This window comes from Pantoea graminicola (assembly GCF_048452665.1).
GTDB lineage: Bacteria > Pseudomonadota > Gammaproteobacteria > Enterobacterales > Enterobacteriaceae > Pantoea.
Genome location: NZ_JBLWSJ010000003.1, coordinates 1 through 19,696 on the forward strand (window position 1 = coordinate 1; position 19,696 = coordinate 19,696).

16 protein-coding genes and 1 tRNA gene are annotated in these 19,696 nt (G+C 55.8%); 11 read left to right on the plus strand and 6 right to left on the minus strand.

Going from position 1 to position 19,696, the window contains the following annotated elements; translation table 11 throughout:
• Nucleotides 1-35 precede the first annotated feature (35 nt).
• The 6 genes from ACNY69_RS07615 to eptA form a co-directional block, all read right to left on the minus strand.
• Nucleotides 36-123, minus strand: a tRNA-Ser gene (locus ACNY69_RS07615).
• A 256-nt stretch (nt 124-379) separates the two neighbouring features.
• Entirely contained in the window at nt 380-913 is a 534-nt protein-coding gene (msrA, locus tag ACNY69_RS07620; protein WP_111141576.1) for a peptide-methionine (S)-S-oxide reductase MsrA, read from the minus strand.
• Between the two features lie 59 nt (nt 914-972).
• Nucleotides 973-1,539: a flavin reductase family protein gene (locus ACNY69_RS07625; protein ID WP_199560035.1), complete on the minus strand. Its 567-nt coding sequence runs from the start codon at nt 1,537-1,539 to the stop codon at nt 973-975.
• A 289-nt stretch (nt 1,540-1,828) separates the two neighbouring features.
• On the minus strand, nt 1,829-2,887 hold the full coding sequence (gene pmrB / locus ACNY69_RS07630) for a two-component system sensor histidine kinase PmrB (RefSeq protein WP_418797801.1): 1,059 nt from the start codon (nt 2,885-2,887) through the stop codon (nt 1,829-1,831).
• Complete coding sequence (gene pmrA / locus ACNY69_RS07635) at nt 2,884-3,564, minus strand: two-component system response regulator PmrA (RefSeq protein WP_111141572.1); 681 nt, start codon at nt 3,562-3,564, stop codon at nt 2,884-2,886. Before pmrA ends, pmrB begins: the two co-directional genes overlap by 4 nt.
• On the minus strand, nt 3,564-5,192 hold the full coding sequence (gene eptA, locus ACNY69_RS07640) for a phosphoethanolamine transferase EptA (protein WP_418797804.1): 1,629 nt from the start codon (nt 5,190-5,192) through the stop codon (nt 3,564-3,566). Before eptA ends, pmrA begins: the two co-directional genes overlap by 1 nt.
• A gap of 451 nt (nt 5,193-5,643) precedes the next feature.
• Between eptA and otsB the strand changes: the two genes are divergently transcribed.
• From otsB to ACNY69_RS07695, 11 genes are all read left to right on the plus strand, one after another.
• Complete coding sequence (gene otsB, locus ACNY69_RS07645) at nt 5,644-6,432, plus strand: trehalose-phosphatase (protein WP_418797806.1); 789 nt, start codon at nt 5,644-5,646, stop codon at nt 6,430-6,432.
• Nucleotides 6,429-7,865 carry an alpha,alpha-trehalose-phosphate synthase gene (gene otsA, locus ACNY69_RS07650; RefSeq protein WP_111141568.1) on the plus strand — a complete coding sequence of 479 codons (1,437 nt, stop codon included), beginning with the start codon at nt 6,429-6,431 and terminating at the stop codon, nt 7,863-7,865. Before otsB ends, otsA begins: the two co-directional genes overlap by 4 nt.
• Nucleotides 7,866-8,862: 997 nt before the next feature.
• Entirely contained in the window at nt 8,863-9,216 is a 354-nt protein-coding gene (gene flhD, locus ACNY69_RS07655; RefSeq protein ID WP_111141566.1) for a flagellar transcriptional regulator FlhD, read from the plus strand.
• Nucleotides 9,213-9,791, plus strand: coding sequence for a flagellar transcriptional regulator FlhC (flhC, locus tag ACNY69_RS07660; protein WP_111141564.1), 579 nt, complete (start codon nt 9,213-9,215; stop codon nt 9,789-9,791). Before flhD ends, flhC begins: the two co-directional genes overlap by 4 nt.
• 129 nt (nt 9,792-9,920) lie before the next feature.
• Nucleotides 9,921-10,808: a flagellar motor stator protein MotA gene (gene motA / locus ACNY69_RS07665; protein ID WP_111141562.1), complete on the plus strand. Its 888-nt coding sequence runs from the start codon at nt 9,921-9,923 to the stop codon at nt 10,806-10,808.
• The gene (gene motB / locus ACNY69_RS07670; protein WP_111141560.1) at nt 10,805-11,749 is read left to right on the plus strand and encodes a flagellar motor protein MotB; all 945 of its coding nucleotides are present in this window, start codon (nt 10,805-10,807) and stop codon (nt 11,747-11,749) included. The genes motA and motB overlap by 4 nt, the downstream gene beginning before the upstream one ends.
• 11 nt (nt 11,750-11,760) lie before the next feature.
• Nucleotides 11,761-13,752, plus strand: a complete 1,992-nt coding sequence (cheA, locus tag ACNY69_RS07675; RefSeq protein WP_199560036.1) for a chemotaxis protein CheA — start codon at nt 11,761-11,763, stop codon at nt 13,750-13,752.
• Between the two features lie 23 nt (nt 13,753-13,775).
• Nucleotides 13,776-14,273 (plus strand): chemotaxis protein CheW, encoded by a 498-nt coding sequence (cheW, locus tag ACNY69_RS07680; protein ID WP_111141558.1) that lies wholly within the window; start codon nt 13,776-13,778, stop codon nt 14,271-14,273.
• Between the two features lie 163 nt (nt 14,274-14,436).
• The gene (locus ACNY69_RS07685; RefSeq protein ID WP_293771356.1) at nt 14,437-16,110 is read left to right on the plus strand and encodes a methyl-accepting chemotaxis protein; all 1,674 of its coding nucleotides are present in this window, start codon (nt 14,437-14,439) and stop codon (nt 16,108-16,110) included.
• Nucleotides 16,111-16,296: 186 nt separating this feature from the next.
• Nucleotides 16,297-17,859, plus strand: coding sequence for a methyl-accepting chemotaxis protein (locus ACNY69_RS07690; RefSeq protein ID WP_111142240.1), 1,563 nt, complete (start codon nt 16,297-16,299; stop codon nt 17,857-17,859).
• A 106-nt stretch (nt 17,860-17,965) separates the two neighbouring features.
• Entirely contained in the window at nt 17,966-19,642 is a 1,677-nt protein-coding gene (locus ACNY69_RS07695; RefSeq protein ID WP_293771351.1) for a methyl-accepting chemotaxis protein, read from the plus strand.
• Nucleotides 19,643-19,696: the final 54 nt, after the last annotated feature.

A 19,696-nucleotide genomic window follows, 5' to 3' on the forward strand; every position in this document is an offset into this window, starting at 1 on the left:
AGCCTGAACTTTCGTTCAGGCTCTTCTTTGGAATGTGGCGGTGAGAGGGGGATTCGAACCCCCGATACGTTGCCGTATACACACTTTCCAGGCGTGCTCCTTCAGCCACTCGGACACCTCACCACATTTACTTCGCTGACCGCGCTGGGTCAACGGGGCGCTACTATAGGGAGTCGGCTGAAAACGGTCAAGCACTATTTTTTTCTTTTGATCTATTCGCTTAAGCTCTGTACGAATCGATTTGCCACACTGCAAAACCGCCGATTTATACGCCTTTCTCTGCCGAAATCTTCAGCGTTACGCGGTCCAGGCCAGCGATAAAGATCGCATGAGGGCGACATCCGCGGCGTAACTGACCGCACGATGTCCCCCCGGTGAATCAGCTTTTTACGCGGTTAGCGAAACTTTTACGCAGTTTCTGCAGCTTGGGCGGGATCACCGCCATGCAGTAGCCGTTGCGCTGGCCTGCACCTTCCCAGTAATCCTGGTGATAGGCTTCGGCAGGATACCACTCTTTCAGCGGCTCAATGGTGGTGACTATCGGCACCTCATGGTCAGCCTGGGCGCGTGCAATGGCGGCGCGTGCTTCCGCTTCCTGTTCGGCATTGGCCGGAAAAATCGCCGAGCGATACTGCGTGCCGATATCGTTACCCTGACGGTTAAGCTGCGTCGGATCATGCGTTACGAAGCTGATATCCAGCAGATCGCCGAAGCTCACTTTCTCCGGGTCAAAGCCAATACGAATCGCTTCGGCATGACCGGTGGCGCCGCTGCAGACCTGCTCATAGGTAGGATTAGGCCGGGCGCCGCCGGTATAGCCACTTTCCACTGACTCAACGCCAATCACATCCTTAAACACGGCTTCGGTGCACCAGAAACAGCCACCTGCGATCACTGCATATTCGATTGCCATAATATTTTACTCCTGTCAGGTCGAAAGAGTTGAATGGGGGCGGGATAACGGGCTTTCAACTAAAACAGCATCTCAGGTTTAAAATCGCCGCTCTTATCCAGCATTTTATCGCCCATCACGCTGAACCGGCCTTCGCCGGTATAGTGCAGGGTCGCGGGGTACTCCGGCTGTTCAGCGACATGTGCTTTGACAATTTCAAAAACAAACAGGTTATAGCGGTCCACCATCGCGTCGTCATAGAGCTGACATTCGAAGCTGGCAAAACATTCGGCGATCATCGGCGCGTTCACCACCTGGGCCGGTTCCGGCGTCAGGTTAAAGGCGCTGAATTTATCCAGCCGATCGCCGTGGCTGTTGCCGATGGCAACCACTTCATTAATCAGCGAGGCGGAGGGGATATTCAGGACACACTGGCCGCTGTGGCGGATCAGCTCATGGCTGTGATTCACCCCCGCGATCATACAGCCGACGAGGGAGGGCGAAAACTCCAGCACGGTGTGCCAGCCGAGGGTCATGATGTCATGGTGATCCTGATACTGCGAACTGAGCAGCAGCACCGGACCAGGTTCCAGATATTTGCGGGCTTTACTGACCGGAAAAGCATATTTGTGCATGCGCGGGCTCATAGCGTCACTCCGTCAACGGAACGTAGCCATTAAGTGTAGAGCACGCTGCGGATGCAGCAGGCGGGTGGCGGGTTAGACGGACGGTTTACCGCCATTTTCGCGGCAGCATCCTGAGCTTAAGGTTTCCTTAATATGCAGTCGCGATACTGCCTGCTCCAACTGAGGAGGATGCCATGAAAACTGTCTCTGCTGACCTGCCTGTTACCACCCCGCGTCCGGTCAGCGAATATGCTGCACTGCTGATTGCCGCCGCGACGGTCGTTCTGTTTCTCTCGGCCTGGTTCAGCGCCTAAAACCGGACCACGGCCCGACAGCCGCTTTGATCGCGACGGTTCTCCAGGAAAAACTTAAACCGGTGTAACTGGACGATGCGGCTGACGATGCTCAGCCCGAGACCTATCCCGCCATAGCGGCTATCCATCCGGATAAAAGCTTTGCTCAGTTCGCCACTTTTACTCTCATCGATCCCCGGTCCCTGATCTTCCACCACCATCATCGGCTGCGGTGACGCGAGCAGATGCACACTGATGGTGCTGTTCTCCGGGCTGTAGCGATGGGCATTCTCCACCAGATTCCGCAGCAGCATCTTCAGCAGCGTCGCATCACCCCGTACAAACTGCTCCTGCGGCAGATCGAGCAGCAGCGTCTGCTGATGCGCCTCCAGCATGATGCTCAGCTCCGCCTCCATCGGCAGAATCACATCTTCAATCAGCCCCACGTTCTGATAGGTGCCGGAGGTAAATGACTGTCCGGCGCGCGCCAGACTCAGCAGCTGTGACACGCTGTGGGTCATCTGATCCAGTCGCTGAACCAGCGGCTGAACTTTGACATCGCTGTGACGTTCGATTAACTCCAGATGCAGGCGCAGACCGGCCAGCGGGGTGCGTAACTCATGCGCCACATCGGCGGTAAAGAGGCGCTCGCGCTCCAGGCTGCTGTTGAGACGGGCCACCAGCTGATTGATCGCCTGCGTCACCGCATCGATCTCCTGTACCTGGCTGTGGCAGGCCACCGGGTCGAGATTCTCTTCGCTGCGGCTTTCCAGTTCTCTCTGCAGGCGATAAAGCGGCCGGGTGATCCATTTCACCGCCTGATAGCAGAGCAGCAGGGTCAGGGTGATCATCACCAGACTCGGCACCGCCAGGCTGGCCACGGCTTCGCGGACTTCGCGCTCGACGTTGCTGTCCATATTGCGCTTCTGCAGATGCGCTTCCACCAGAAACTGAATCTGCTCTTTACTCTCGTGCCAGAGCCAGACCACGCTGATCACCTGGAACACCAGCAGGATCAGGCCAATGGTCAGAATAAGGCGAAAGCGCATACTGCGATGATCGAAACGTCTTATCATGTTGCCTCACGAAGCGCATCCTGCGTGACCAGCGCATAACCAAAGCCGCGCACGGTGCGGATGGCGCTTTTGCCAATCTTGTCGCGCAGATTATGGATATGCACTTCCAGGGTATTGGTCGAAGGCTCAGTTTCCCAGTTGTAGATATCCTGATAGAGAATTTCGCGGTGCACCGGATTGCCGGCCTTGAGCATCAGGCGTGACAGAATCGCGAACTCTTTAGGCGTCAGGTCCAGTAACACATCGCTGAGCGAGATCTGACGATGCGTCATATCCAGCGCCAGTGCGCCCACTCTCACCTGAGTGTCACCCTGATTGACGTTACGACGGATCAGGGCGCGGATCCGCGCCAGCAGTTCATCCAGCGAAAACGGTTTAATCAGATAGTCGTCAGCGCCTGCGTCAAGTCCGGCGATGCGCTCACTGATGGTGTCGCGCGCGGTCAGGATCAGCACCGGCGTCATCTTCTTCTGCCGCCGCAGACGGATCAGGAAATGGAGCCCATCTTCGTCGGGCAGACCCAGATCCAGCACCACCAGACTGTAGAGGCCGCTGGCAAAGTGCGCCTCGGCATCGCGCACCCGCGACACGCCGTCGCAGACATAGCCTTCACCTTCCAGCGCCAGCATCAACCCCTGCAGCAGCAGGGCGTCATCTTCAACAATCAGTATCTTCATTAAGGTTGGCTCCGACACGATGTCAAAATATCATCCGCAGGCACATATTCGTGGGTTGCGGTGCCGGTTAATCCCAGCAGAGTGGAAAACAGATTATCCTGAGAGAAATCGTCTGTCGCGGCCAGTTTGTTCAGACAGCTGCGGTTAACCGCGAAACGTTGCTGATAATCCTGTGACAGCCAGAGCAGCAGCGGGACATGTTTCTGCGTGTCCGGGGCGATAGCGTAGGGCAGGCCATGCAGATAGGCACCATTTTCGCCCAGCGATTCCCCGTGATCAGAAAGATAGACCAGGCTGGTGGTAAAGCGATCCTGATGCGCACGCAGGATGCCGATGGCCTTATCAACAATGTGATCCACGTTTAATATCGTGTTGTCATAGGTGTTGATGAGCTGCTGCTGCGAGCAATCCTGAATCTGATTGGTGTCACAGGTCGGGGCAAACTGACGCAGCTGCGGCGGATAGCGATGGCTGTAAGTCGGCCCGTGGCTGCCAATCGTGTGCAGCACAATCACCGCGTTGCCCTTCAGCTGGCTGATGTACGTCTCCAGACCGTGGAACAGGACATCGTCATAGCATTCGCCATCGATACACATGCCGGGCAGATTCAGGCTGGTCATATCCTGATGCGGAACCCGATCGCAGGCGCCTTTACAGCCCCCGTCATTCTCATTCCACAACACGCGGATCCCGGCACGCTGAATCACATCCAGCAGCCCCTCCTGATGGGCGGCCAGCACATCGTCGTAGTGGGCGCGCGGCATGTTGGAGAACATGCAGGGCACCGACACTGCGGTCGCCGTGCCGCAGGAGGTGGTGTGCGGGAAGTAGATGACATCATCTTTCGCCAGCAGAGGGTTGGTCAGCCGCGCATAACCGCCCAGCGAGAAGTTCTGCGCGCGCGAGGTCTCGCCCAGCACCAGAATGGTGAGCTGAGGTTTACCTGTGCTGTGATCGGGCAGCAGATGCGCATCTTCACCGATGCGCACCAGCGGTACGTTCTGCAACTCCTGATGCTTATACCAGGAGAGCGTCGCGGCGATGCTGTTCGACGGACTCAGTGCTTTTACCAGTTCACGGTTGTTGCGGAACAGCGAGGCGTAATCTTTGTAGAAGAGCAGGGCGACCAGCACGATCAGCGCAGCCGAAAGTACCACGCTGAGCAGGCGTGCCAGCATCCCGCGCCACTGCTGCCGTTTCACCCGTGGCCAGAACACCAGCAGGGCCATCAGCACGCCAGAGGTCAGCAGCGTAAAAATCAGCTGCGGCGTGATGAGTGCAAAGGTTTCTGACGCCGTGGTATCCATCATATTGGTGATCATCGAGCGATCGATCACGATGTGATAGGTCTGAATAAAGAACTGCGCCGAGGCGGAGACCAGGATAAACAGGGCGGCCAGCAGCCTGTCCAGCCAGAGAAATGAGGCCAGGGTAAGCACGATATTGATGACGCTGAAGGCGACCAGCGGCATCGATAAAAATACCAGCGTGGTGCGAAGGCTATCCAGCGGCATCACCGCCAGCACCTGCCGGTAATAGGCGATATTCAGAAATACTGCGATGTAGATCGCAGCGACGATCAGCAAGCTGAGGCGGCTAATCAGCGGCCTTTTAAGGGTAAACGCCATGTGAGCAGAAACCAGAATAATAAAAGTGTCATGAGAGTGCGCTTTCAATATTAGGAATACCTTAAGAGCCTTAAGGATTGAGCGCGGCCTGTTGGACAGCCCGCTGCACAGAATGAACTCCAGCCATTGGCGGACCGGAACCGGCGGCATCCTCTGAAAGAGCGCATGCTGACGGAGCGATTTTCTGCTTATTTAACCGCAGCGGCTGGCATAAAAACTGCATATTTCTGGCGTAACCCCTGTCAATGACTACACTTAATGCAAAGGTGTTCTCAGTTAGCCAGTATTGTCAGCAACGCGTTTGCACGTTTGAGGAGAGTGATCTATCCAGGTACCACGTTTTACCCCTCAATCACCGCCTTTCAGAATTTCCCGCTTGCTGACCTGACTGCGTCAGGACATTCTTGTTTTAACTCAATGATTTATTTAATACGATTTCAGGAGAAGTGACGTGAACCAGGTGGCAGACCCCCATCCCAGTTACCCGACATTAGCGGGCGGAGAGTACGCCTTCTTTTTTGATGTCGATGGAACGCTGGCAGCAATTCAGTCCCGTCCCGAAGCGGTCTTTATTCCTGAGCAGGTTATCGCCCAACTCCGGCAACTTTCTGCCCATGCGCAGGGCGCACTTGCGCTGGTTTCCGGCAGACCCATTACACAACTCGATGCGCTGGCCGCGCCCTGGCAGGGGCCGGCGGCGGGCGTGCACGGCGCTGAACGCCGTAATGCGGAAGGGCAGCTGCAGCGCATCAGCCTGCCCGTTGAGGTCGAGCAGGCACTCAGGACAGAACTGCAGGATGCGATGGCCGCCTGGCCGGGCACCCAGCTGGAAGTTAAGGGCATGGCCTTTGCTCTTCACTATCGCCAGGCGATGCAGCATGAACAGGATGTGCTGCGACTGGCTGAACAGTCCGTAAAACGTTTTCCGGGGCTGGCGCTCCAGCCGGGAAAATGTGTGGTCGAGATTAAACCGCAAGGTATCGATAAAGGCGCTGCCATCAGCGACTTTATGCAGCAGCCCCCGTTTGCCGGACGGACGCCGGTTTTCATCGGCGACGATCTGACAGATGAGAAGGGCTTTGCCGCCGTGAACGCCCGGCAGGGCATCTCCATCAAAGTGGGTGAGGGTGCCACGCAGGCGCACTACCGGCTGAAGGATGTCAATGCGGTTTACGGCTGGCTGGAAAAAACATTATTACTATCAGAACAAGACAACGTCGGTAAGGAGTTTAGGTTATGAGTCGTTTAGTGGTTGTATCTAACCGTGTCGCCATGCCAGATGGGTCTAAAACCAGCGCAGGCGGCCTGGCCGTCGGCATTCTCGATGCACTGAAAAGCACTGGTGGGTTGTGGTTTGGCTGGAACGGCGAAATCAGCGAGTTCTCTGGCGAAGAAGAGGAAGAGGTCAAAGTCCAGGAGCACGAAGGTATCGAATATGCCTCCTTCCCGCTGAGCCAGAACGATTACGATCTCTATTATTGCCAGTTTTCGAATACGGTCATCTGGCCCGCTTTCCACTATCGTCTCGATCTGGTGCAGTTCCAGCGTGAAGCCTGGGAAGGCTACTGTGACGTCAATGACGCGGTGGCGCAGCGTTTAAAGCCGCTGATTAAGCCGGATGATATTGTCTGGATCCACGATTATCACTTTTTACCCTTCGCTGCCGCGCTGCGTCGGGCAGGCATTAATAACCGTATCGGTTTCTTCCTGCACATTCCTTTCCCGACCCCGGAAATATTCAACGCGCTGCCGCCGCATAAAGAGCTGCTGGAGATGCTGTGTGAATATGACCTGCTGGGCTTCCAGACGGAATCGGATCGCGTGGCCTTCCTGGACAGTGTCAGCCAGCTGACGCAGTTGCAGAACAAAGGCGACAAAAAACATCGCGCCTTTGGCAATACCTTTATGACTGAGGTTTATCCGATCGGGATCGAGCCAGACAGTATTAAAGAGATGGCCGAAGGACCGCTGCCGCCAAAAATGGCCGCAATGAAAAAAGAGCTGGGTGATGCGCGCAATATTATCGCCTGCGAACGCCTCGACTACTCCAAAGGTCTGCCGGAACGTTTTCTTGCCTATGAAGCCCTGCTGGAAAACTACCCGGAGCACCGTGGCAAAATCCGCTACTCGCAGATTGCACCGACTTCACGCGGAGATGTGCAGGCCTACCAGGATATCCGTCATCAGCTGGAGACCGAGGCAGGGCGCATCAATGGTAAGTACGGTACGCTGGGCTGGACCCCGCTCTACTACCTTAACCAGCATTTTGACCGTCGCCTGCTGATGAAGATCTTCCGCCTGACCGATGTGGGTCTGGTCACGCCGCTGCGTGACGGTATGAACCTGGTGGCGAAAGAGTATGTGGCGGCGCAGGACCCGGACGATCCGGGTGTGCTGGTGCTGTCGCGCTTTGCCGGTGCGGCCAACGAGCTGACCTCTGCGTTAATCGTCAATCCTTATGACCGTGATGAGGTGGCCGCTGCGCTGGATAAGGCGATCACCATGCCGCGTACGGAAAGGATCTCCCGCTATAACGACATGATGGCCGTTTTACGTAAGAACGACATTACCGCCTGGCGTGAGAGCTTCCTGAAAGACCTGGAACGCATCGATCCGCGCAGTGTGGATCATAACACCGCCAACAAAGTTGCGACCTTCCCGAAACTCGCCTGATTAGGCTGACAGCGGCAGCGGTATCCTGTGATACCGCTGCCGTTTGCTTTTCTCGCCCCACGCCCCCTTTTTTGTTTCACATTGCCAGCGCCCTGTTCCTTACTGCGTCCGTGACGCGCGGCACAGAGTGGCCCGATTCCTGCAGGGATCGCTGCAAGCCCCTGTCGCCCGTGGCTGGTCACTTTCTTTAGCTTTTTTACTCAAGTTTTTCGCCAGGCTGCCGATAGAGACAGAGGCGAAGCATAACTTGTTGTTAATTCATTCATCTTTCTTATATAAACCCTTGTTACACAGGCTGCCGGAGCCTTAACGTTCTGCTGCAATTGTTAACAACAGGTTGTCTGAAACCCCCCACACTGCCGCTAAAACCTTAACGCTTTCATTACTCACGCTCCGCGACACTTCCTTTAAGTGACTAATTTAACAGTAAATACCGACCTCCCTGTGCAGCATAAAATGCTGACAATCTCTTATTAGTTGGTTCTAAATAGGGTGATAAAACGATTAACACCTGATATCCATTTCATCATGTTTAAAGCGTCGAATAACGCTGTATTTACCCCCTATTAAACCTTTCTCAGGACAAATTGGACTTAAAAACGCAAATTTTTGCTCAGAATTTGACCAGAAGGTTAGCGATGGTAAAGGGTTGCTGAAGAAATTTGCCTTAAAAGTGTGATCTACGTCACACTTTATCTAAAATTTCATCTGGCTGTCGTTGTATGTCGAAAACAGACGATATAGATTTGCGTTGTTTTCGGATTAGTCCTAAAAAACGTAAGAAGACATCACGGAAGGTGACCAGAACTCGAAAATAAAATGGCATGGATTTTTGACCTTCGGTGGGTCTGAAACCCACAAAAAACAGAAGGCAGAAAGCATGGCATTAAGGTTAGCTGAAGGTTTCTTTGCCATCTTTTGATTTAATAAACAGCAGCTCGAACCGCAGATAATTTTCTGCGATACAGTTACGTCTCATCTCTCAGGATGGAAAAAAATGGGCACCTCTGAAGTACTGAAACATATTTACGACCTCAACTTGTCTTATTTACTGCTCGCGCAGCGTTTAATTAACCAGGATAAAGCCTCTGCGATGTTTCGCCTCGGAATCGATGAGAAAATGGCGAATGCCTTATCTGAATTAACATTGCCTGAGATGGTAAAAATGGCGGAAACCAATCAACTGGTTTGTCAGTTCCGTTTTACCGACAGCACAGCGATCAATCGTCTGACACAGGAATCGCGCGTGGATGATTTACAACAAATCCACACCGGTATTTTATTATCGAGTGGTTTACTGCGTAATGCGTCTAAAGATGATCTGCCTGCTAAAAAGAGAGCGATGTCATGAGTGAAAAAAGTATTGTTCAGGAAGCCCGTGATATTCAGCTGGCGATGGAACTGATCACCTTAGGTGCGCGCCTGCAGATGTTAGAGAGCGAAACCCAGCTGAGCCGTGGCCGATTAATTAAGCTTTATAAAGAGCTGCGTGGCAGCCCGCCACCAAAAGGTATGCTGCCGTTCTCGACTGACTGGTTCATGACCTGGGAGCAGAATATTCACGCCTCGATTTTCTGCAACGCGTGGAAATTTTTGCTGAAAACCGGACTGTGCAGCGGCGTCGATGCTGTGATCAAAGCCTACCGGTTATATCTTGAACAATGTCCGCAATCGGACGAGGGCCCGCTGTTGGCGCTGACCCGCGCCTGGACCCTGGTCCGATTCGTTGAAAGCGGCATGCTGGAGCTGGCGGATTGCAAGTGCTGCAATGGCAGCTTTATTAACCATGCGCATCAGCCAGTTGGCAGCTTCACCTGCAGCCTGTGCCAGCCGCCATCACGCGCCGTAAAAAGACGTAAACTTTCTGCAGAACCTGCCGATATGTTTCCACAACTGCTGGATGAACAGGTTAAACACGCCGTTTAAGTTTGTTCGCATTGTGGAAGTCATCCAGCAGCGGTTAATACCGCTGCTTTTTTTTGCTTGCGGTTCAGGAATAACAGCTGCGGCGCTGGCGTCACTTCCACCAACACGTTTCGGACGTAAGGAATTTTTGTGCTGATAATTATAGGTTACCTGGTTGTTTTAGGCTCCGTGTTAGGCGGATACGCGCTGGTAGGTGGCCATCTGGGCGCGCTTTATCAGCCGGCCGAATTATTAATGATCGGGGGCGCCGGTGCCGGTGCTTTTTTAGTCGGCAACAACGGTAAGTCGATTAAAAAAACGATGAAGGCGCTGCCTTTATTATTTCGCGGGTCAAAATACAACAAAGCGGTTTACATGGATCTGATGGCGCTGCTATATCGCCTGATGGCAAAGTCGCGTCAGCAGGGGATGTTATCGCTGGAACGCGATATTGAAGATCCCAGCCAGAGCGAAATTTTTGCTAATTATCCCCGTATTCTTGCCGATAAACAGTTAGTGGATTTTATTACTGACTATTTACGCCTGATGGTGAGCGGCAACATGAACGCCTTTGAGATCGAAGCGTTGATGGATGAAGAGATCGAGACCTACGAACACGAGTGTGACGTACCAGCGCAAAGTATTGCTGCGGTGGGTGACGGTCTGCCGGCTTTTGGTATCGTGGCCGCGGTGATGGGGGTTGTGCACGCGCTGGCCTCAGCTGACCGTCCGGCGGCAGAGCTGGGTGCGCTGGTGGCCCACGCGATGGTGGGCACCTTCCTGGGGATCCTGCTGGCTTATGGCTTTATCTCGCCACTGTCGTCGGTGCTGCGCCAGAAGTGTGCGGAAACCACCAAGATGATGCAGTGCATCAAGGTGACTCTGCTGTCGAGCCTCAACGGGTATGCGCCACAGATTGCGGTGGAATTTGGTCGTAAAACGCTTTACTCCGCCGAGCGCCCGTCGTTCAGCGAACTGGAAGAGCATGTGCGTAACGCCAAGAACCCGGCTAAACAAACTTCGGACGAGACTTCATGAAACACGGCAATCGCCCAATTGTGCTGATCAAAAAGCGCAAACATAAAGGCCATGAAGGCAGCCACGGATCGTGGAAGATTGCCTACGCCGACTTTATGACGGCGATGATGGCCTTTTTTATGGTGATGTGGCTGCTGTCGATCGCCAACCCGCAGCAGCTGGTGCAGATCGCAGAGTATTTCAAAACGCCGCTGAAGGTGGCGATTACCGGCGGGGCGCGCAGCAGTGACAGCGAAAGCCCCATTCCGGGTGGCGGTGACGATCCGACGAAAAAAGAGGGCGAAGTAAAAAAGGCTGTCGATATGGATGCCCAGAAACGTCAGCTGGATGAGATTCGACTTAACCGGCTGCGTGAAAAGCTGGACCAGATGATTGAAGCCGACCCGCGCCTGAAAACGCTGCGTCCGCATCTGATTATCAACATGGTGGAAGAGGGGCTGCGTATTCAGATTATCGACAGTCAGAACCGCCCGATGTTCAAGACCGGCCGGGCCGAGGTTGAGCCCTACATGCGCGACATTCTGCGCGCGATAGCGCCGATTCTGAATGACATTCCTAACCGCATCAGCCTGGCCGGACATACCGACGATTTTCAGTATGCCAGCGGCGAAAAAGGCTACAGCAACTGGGAACTGTCGGCCGACCGCGCCAACGCCTCCCGCCGGGAACTGGTGATGGGCGGTCTGGATAGCGGCAAAGTTTTACGGGTGTTAGGCATGGCCGACACCATGCGCCTGAAAAATCGCGGCGGGAATGACGCAGTAAACCGCCGCATCAGCCTGCTGGTGTTGAACCACGACACCGAAGCAGCAATAGAAAAAGAAAATGCAGAAAGTGATGCCGTCCAGATCAGCGATCCGGCGGCGATTGAACAGATTCGCGCACCGCTGGCAACACCAGGCAGCGCGGTGAATACAGCAGCCCCCTCACAACCGAGGTGATTCCCGTGAGTATGGACATCAGCGATTTTTACCAGACGTTTTTTGATGAAGCCGATGAGCTATTAGCGGATATGGAACAACACCTGCTGGGTCTTGACCCACAGGAGCCAGATTCGGAGCAGCTCAACGCCATCTTCCGTGCCGCTCACTCCATCAAGGGTGGGGCCGGAACCTTTGGTTTTACGGTATTACAGGAAACGACTCATATCCTGGAAAACATTCTGGATGGTGCTCGTCGCGGCGAGATGCAGCTCAGCACCGACATCATCAACCTGTTTTTGGAAACCAAAGATATTATGCAGGAACAGCTCGATGCTTATAAAACCGCGCAGGAGCCTAACGCGGAGAGCTTCAAATATATCTGTGAAGCACTGCGCCAGCTGGCGCTGGAGGCAAAAGGTCTGCCGGTTGACGTGCCTGCCCCTGCTGTCGCGGCCACTGCTGAACCGGTGAGCGCAGGCGCGGCCAGCACCGGCGGCCTGCGTGTTCAGCTGATCGATCTCAAAGAGAAAGAGGTCGATCTGATGCTGGAAGAGATGAGCAATCTTGGCACCCTGACCGACGTGAAGAAGGGCACCAGCACGCTGGATGTCTGCATCGATGGCGTGGGTAAAGATGACATCGTCGCCGTGCTCTGTTTCGTTATCGACGAAGCGCAGATCCGCTTCCCTGAAGCCGACAATGCCACAGCCGCTCCGGTGGCGCTGGCCGCTGCACCCCAGGTTGAAGAGGTCCATACCGCCAGCGTCACCGAACTGCCGGTGGCAGCGGTGAAGCGTGAGAGCAAGCGCGCTGCGGCGCCAGCCAAATCGAGCGAATCCACCAGTATCCGTGTGGCGGTCGAGAAGGTCGATCAGCTGATCAACCTGGTAGGCGAACTGGTGATTACCCAGTCAATGCTCGCTCAGCGTTCCGGTGAACTGGATCCGGTGGCGCATGGCGACCTGCTGAACAGCATGGGTCAGCTGGAGCGTAACGCCCGCGACCTGCAGGAATCGGTCATGTCGATTCGTATGATGCCGATGGAATATGTCTTCAGCCGCTTCCCGCGTCTGGTGCGTGACCTGGCCAGCAAACTGGGCAAAGAGGTCGAACTGACGCTGCTGGGCAGCTCAACCGAACTCGACAAGAGCCTGATTGAGCGCATCATCGATCCGTTAACGCATCTGGTGCGTAACAGCCTTGACCACGGCATCGAAACGCCGGAGAAACGTCTGGCAACCGGTAAAACGGCAACCGGTAATCTGACGCTCTCTGCGGAACATCAGGGCGGCAACATCTGCATCGAAGTCTCAGACGATGGTGCAGGTCTGAACCGTGAACGTATTCTGGCCAAGGCGCTCTCTTCCGGCCTGCCGGTCCATGAAAATATGAGCGACGAAGAGGTCGGCATGCTGATCTTCGCGCCGGGCTTCTCCACCGCCGAACAGGTGACGGATGTGTCAGGGCGCGGCGTCGGAATGGACGTGGTGAAACGAAACATTCAGGAGATGGGCGGTCACGTCGAAATCGCCTCGAAGCAGGGCAAAGGCACCACCATCCGTATCCTGCTGCCGCTGACGCTGGCGATCCTGGATGGTATGTCCGTCCGGGTAGCTGATGAAGTCTTTATCCTGCCGCTGAATGCGGTGATGGAATCGCTGCAACCGCGCGCCGAAGAGCTGAAACCGCTGGCCGGTGGCGAGTGCGTGCTGGAAGTGCGTGGCGAATATCTGCCGCTGGTCGAGCTGTGGAACGTCTTTGATGTGCAGGGCGCGAAAACCGAAGCCACACAGGGCATTGTGGTGATCCTGCAGAGCGCGGGCAAACGCTACGCGCTGCTGGTCGATCAGCTGATTGGTCAGCATCAGGTGGTAGTGAAGAACCTGGAAAGTAACTATCGCAAGGTGCCGGGCATCTCAGCAGCAACCATTCTGGGTGATGGTAGCGTGGCGCTGATTGTTGATGTTTCAGCACTGCAGTCACTTAACCGTGAAAAACGTGTGGCCGGCGCTGCCGCCTGATTGATAACGAAAGGGTAAATATTATGAATGGAATGGCAACCGTGACAAAAATCGCTGACGAAACTGTGGGTCAGGAGTTTCTGGTCTTCACACTCGGCGACGAAGAGTACGGCATCGATATCCTTAAGGTTCAGGAAATTCGCGGCTACGATCAGGTCACGCGCATCGCGAATACCCCTGATTTCATCCGCGGCGTCACGAACCTGCGCGGTGTGATCGTGCCGATTATCGACCTGCGCGTGAAATTTGCGCAGCCCGATGTGGAGTACAATGAGAACACCGTGGTAATCGTGCTGAATCTGGAAAGCCGTGTGGTCGGTATCGTGGTTGATGGTGTGTCAGATGTGCTCTCTCTGACCCAGGATCAGATCCGTCCTTCGCCGGAGTTCGCTGTCACCATGTCCACCGAGTACCTGACGGGTCTGGGTGCGCTGGGTGAACGTATGCTGATTCTGGTCGACATCGAGAAGCTGCTGAGCAGCGACGAGATGGCGCTGGTCGATAACCTGCGTAGCGCGTAATTCCCGCATAACGGGCCGGTCATAACCGGCCCGTGATAGTTTCATCTCGCAATAAATCCTTTTAAAATCATCATCTCAGCACGATCTGATCCTAATTTCCCGCCCGCTGCTGCCGATAACCTTTGCGTCACCCCTTAATCACCTACTTTTGTCAGGGTTAATTATGTTAACGAAAATCCGTGTTGTCACCAGCCTGTTTCTGGTGTTGCTGGTCTTTGGGCTGCTGCAGGCTTTGTCCGGTTCTGTTTTCTATTCGGCGTTAAGCCACGATAAAGAGAGCTTCGCTGTCTCGCAGCTGGCAACGCAAAACACGCAGTCGCTCAATGATGCCTATATGAGCCTTAACCAGAGTCGTGTGCTGTTGACCCGCATTCAGCTGCGCTTCGCGACCAGCAAACTGGAGGGAAAAACGGCGGACGTGGCCGGTCTCTTCGGGGAGAGCAAAGGTTTTCTGCAGGCGGCTGACGGCTACTACAAAGATTATAAATCCACGCCGGATACACCGGGATCGGACCCGCAGCTTAACCGTCAGCTCGACCAGCGTTTTAACGACTATGCTGCCGCACTGAACAGCATGCAAAACGCGCTGCAGGCCAGCGATCTGGCGGCTGCCGGAAAAATCCCGGTCGCCCCCAGCCAGAGCGCCTTCCTGACGCTTTACCGCGAATGGCGTGCCGACCAGAATCGCCTGGCGATGCTGGGTGTGGAGAAGAACAGCGAAGCATACAGCAGTATGATGTGGGTCCTGGCGTGCATTATGGCCGCAGTGCTTGCGGTGATCGTGCTCTGCTGGGCCGGACTGCGCCGCATCGTGCTGACCCCTCTGAACAGCAGCATCAATCATATTCAGCACATCGCCCAGGGCGATCTGACCCAGCCGATTGTGGTAGTGGGGCGCAACGAGATGGCGCAGCTTGCGGCCAGCCTGCACGACATGCAGCAGTCTCTGGTGCGGACCGTCACCCAGGTGCGTGAAGGGTCAGATGCGATTTTGACCGGTGCCAGTGAAATCGCCGCCGGTAACAACGATCTTTCTGCCCGTACGGAACAGCAGGCGGCCTCCCTGGAGCAGACCGCGGCCAGTATGGAGCAGCTCACGGCCACGGTAAAACAGAACGCCGAAAATGCCCGTCAGGCGTCGAAACTGGCGCTCAGCGCGTCGGAAACGGCAGAGAAAGGGGGCAGCGTGGTCAATGGGGTGGTGAAAACCATGAGTGACATCGCGGGCAGTTCGAAAAAGATTGCCGACATTACCAGCGTGATCGATGGCATCGCTTTCCAGACCAATATTCTGGCACTGAACGCTGCGGTGGAAGCTGCGCGCGCGGGTGAACAGGGGCGCGGTTTTGCGGTGGTCGCGGGCGAGGTGCGCAACCTGGCTCAGCGCAGTGCGCAGGCAGCCAAAGAGATCAAGGGGCTGATCGATGACTCTGTTAACCGGGTCAATATCGGTTCTCAGCTGGTCGGCACCGCAGGCGAAACCATGAGTGACATCGTCAATGCGGTTACACGCGTCACCGATATCATGGGCGAGATCGCCTCGGCGTCAGATGAACAGAGTCGCGGCATCGATCAGGTCGGCCAGGCGGTCACCGAGATGGATCGCGTGACCCAGCAGAACGCCTCACTGGTTGAGGAGTCTGCCACGGCTGCCGCCTCGCTGGAAGATCAGGCCAGCCGGTTAAGCCAGTCTGTTGCCCTGTTCAGAATCAAACGCGACACCGTGCAGCAGAGCCTGACGAAACATCTGCCGATTGCGGCGCCTGCTACGGCGGCACAGACGCCGCGCAAAGCGCTGACCGCGCCGGTCAGTGATACCCACTGGGAAACCTTCTGAAAACAGGCTGCGCATTCTGCGGGATGCGCAGCCCCCGCCTGCGGCGCTTCCGCAACCTCAGCCCTCCTGAATGATAAAAATAGTTACAAAAGCGCATTCTTACCGGAAAGCGTCGAAAAGCGTTAATTAATCGCGTAACTGCGCCGATATAGCCGCTGCACCTTAATCAACCTGCAGGGGAACAAGATGTTAAAAAAAATAAAAGTGGTCACCAGTCTTATCGCGGTACTGGTGATCTTTGGCGCACTCCAGTTACTTTCTGGCAGCCTTTTCTGGTCAGCACTCAACAAAGACAAAACGGCCTTTGCACTGTCGCAGGTCTCTAATCGCAATGTCACCGAGATGACGGACGCCTATATCTCGTTAAACAACAGCCGTACCACACTCAACCGCGGCATGCTGCGCTTGCAGACCAGCATGGCCTCGCAGATGAACGGCGGTCAGCTTGATGAGCTGATCGCGAAAGCACAGAAACAGTTAGTGGAAGCCGATCGCCACTTTAAGATCTACTACCACCTGCCGACCACGCCGGGCCTGGATGAAACCCTGGGCGATAAGCTGGAAGCCGACTACGCCAGCTACGAGAATGGCCTGAAGGCGATGGTAAAGAGTCTGCAGGCGCGCGATCTGGAAGGGATGTTCAGAGAGAACATTGAACAGAAGCAGGTCGCCATGCAGGGCAGTTATGACCAGTGGCGGGCCCGCCAGACCGCGCTCTCCGATCAGGGTATGGCGCAGAATCAGAAAGCCTTTACGCAGATGATGTGGCTGCTGGCCACCATTGGCGTGGTCGTGCTGGCGGTGATTATCACCTGCTGGTTTGGCCTGCGTCAGGTACTGATTCAGCCGCTGCAGCAGCTGCTGGTGCAGATTCGCACTATCGCCTCCGGGGATTTGACGCAGCCGATTGTGGTGGAAGGACGCAATGAGATGAGCCAGCTGGCCGCCGGGATCCATGAGATGCAGCAGTCGCTGGTGATGACGGTGGGCAACGTGCGCGACGGTTCGGATGCCATCTTCACAGGCGCCAGCGAAATCGCCGCCGGCAACAATGACCTCTCTGCCCGCACCGAAGAGCAGGCCGCCTCGCTGGAGCAGACCGCAGCCAGTATGGAGCAGCTCACCGCGACCGTGAAGCAGAATGCTGACAATGCCCGCCAGGCGTCGAAGCTGGCGCTGACCGCCTCTGAAACCGCGCAGCAGGGCGGCAAAGTAGTGGATGGCGTGGTGACCACCATGAAAGAGATCGCGGGTAGCTCGAAGAAGATCGCCGACATCATCAGCGTGATCGACGGCATCGCGTTCCAGACCAACATCCTGGCGCTGAACGCGGCAGTGGAAGCGGCCCGGGCCGGAGAGCAGGGGCGCGGTTTTGCCGTCGTCGCCGGGGAAGTGCGCAGCCTCGCGCAGCGCAGCGCCCAGGCGGCCAAAGAGATCAAAGGGCTGATTGAAGACTCCGTCTCCCGCGTTAACAGCGGCTCACTGCAGGTGGAAAGCGCCGGCAGCACCATGAGTGAGATCGTGGGTGCCGTGACCCGCGTGACTGACATCATGGGCGAGATTGCCTCTGCCTCCGATGAGCAGAGTCGCGGTATTGAGCAGGTCGGGCAGGCCGTCACCGAGATGGATAGGGTGACGCAGCAGAACGCCTCGCTGGTTGAGGAGTCAGCCGCCGCGGCCGCCGCGCTGGAGCAGCAGGCCAGCGTACTGACCCAGGCGGTCTCTGTTTTCAGGATTTCCCGCGCCTGATTTTCCCCCCGTCCACCACAGCGGCGGCGTTAAGCCGTCGCTGTGCATAAAGTTCCCCCCCTCGCCGCCGATAAATAAACACGAATCGCCAACCAATGAGGTGTTTATGTTTAGTCGAGTTCGTGTTGTTACCGGCCTGCTGTGTGTGCTGGCGCTCTTTGCGCTGCTGCAGCTCTTTTCCGGTGGTATGTTTTTTAAAACGGTCAGTTCAGATAAAGAGAATTTTGCTTATAACCAGCGTTTAAACACCCTGCAACAGGCGATGGGCACTTCATGGGTTTCGCTGGTTCAGGCGCGCAACACCCTGAACCGCGCCGGTATTCGTTTTCTGCAGGATGCGCAGATGTCAGGTTCCGGTGCCAGCGTAAAAGATCTGGTGGCACTGGCAGGCGAGGAGCTGAAACAGGCGGAAGTAAACTATCAGATCTTTAACGACAACCTGTCAGAGCAGGGCAAAACAGCCGAAAACGTTCTGACACTGCAGGCGAATTACAAGGCCTATCACGATGCGCTGGCCGAGCTGATGGTTTTCTTCACCACCGGCAACTTCAAAGGGTTTGTGGATCAACCGACCCAGAGCTATCAGGACAAGTTTCAGAAAGATTACAGCGCCTGGCTGGAGCATAACAAAGAGCTGGCCCAGCAGGGTGTGGAAGCTAACCAGCAGGCTTACAGCCGTTCTATCACCATCGTCATCGCAACGCTCGCCGTTACGCTGCTGATGATTATCCTGGTCTGGAACCTGATGCGCACGGTGCTGATCCGCCCCCTGCGTCAGAGTATTGAACATATCCAGCACATCGCACGCGGCGACCTGACCCAGCCTGTTGAGATTAACGTCCGTAATGAAATTGGCGACCTGCTGACCTCATTACAGCATATGCAGCAGGAGCTGGTGCGCACCGTGCGTACCGTACGCGACGGCTCGGAAGCCATCTATACCGGCGCCAGCGAGATCTCCATCGGCAACAACGACCTCTCTTCACGCACTGAGCAGCAGGCTGCCGCGCTGGAGCAGACGGCGGCCAGCATGGAGGAGCTGACGGCGACCGTGAAGCAGAATGCCGAAAACGCCCGTCAGGCGTCGAAGCTGGCGCTGACCGCCTCCGAAACCGCGCAGCAGGGCGGCAAAGTGGTGGATGGCGTGGTCACCACCATGAAAGAGATTGCTGGCAGCTCCAAAAAAATTGCGGATATCACCAGCGTAATCGACGGTATCGCCTTCCAGACCAACATTCTGGCGCTGAACGCCGCAGTGGAAGCTGCGCGTGCCGGTGAACAGGGGCGAGGCTTCGCGGTGGTGGCAGGAGAAGTGCGCAGCCTGGCGCAACGTAGCGCCCAGGCGGCCAAAGAGATCAAGAGCCTGATTGAGGATTCGGTCAGCCGTGTGAATACCGGTTCGGTGCTGGTAGAGAGCGCCGGTGACACCATGAGCAATATCGTCAGCGCGGTCACCCGCGTCACCGACATCATGGGTGAAATCGCCTCAGCATCAGACGAGCAGAGCCGTGGTATCGACCAGGTGGGCCTGGCCGTTACCGAGATGGATCGCGTTACTCAGCAGAACGCCTCGCTGGTGGAAGAGTCCGCTGCGGCGGCTGCCGCGCTCGAAGATCAGGCAAGTCATCTCAAACAAGCGGTTTCAGTGTTCAATATTGGTAAAGAATTTGTCGCTCAGGCCGTTAACAAGACAACGGCGATAAAAACGCGCCAGTCAGACGCACCGTTAGCCGTTGGTCGTTCCGCTGCGGCACGCAGCGACGACAACTGGGAAACCTTTTAATCGCCCGTCGCCCGGCCGCCATGAAGCCGCCGGGCATCGCAGCAGACAGTTATT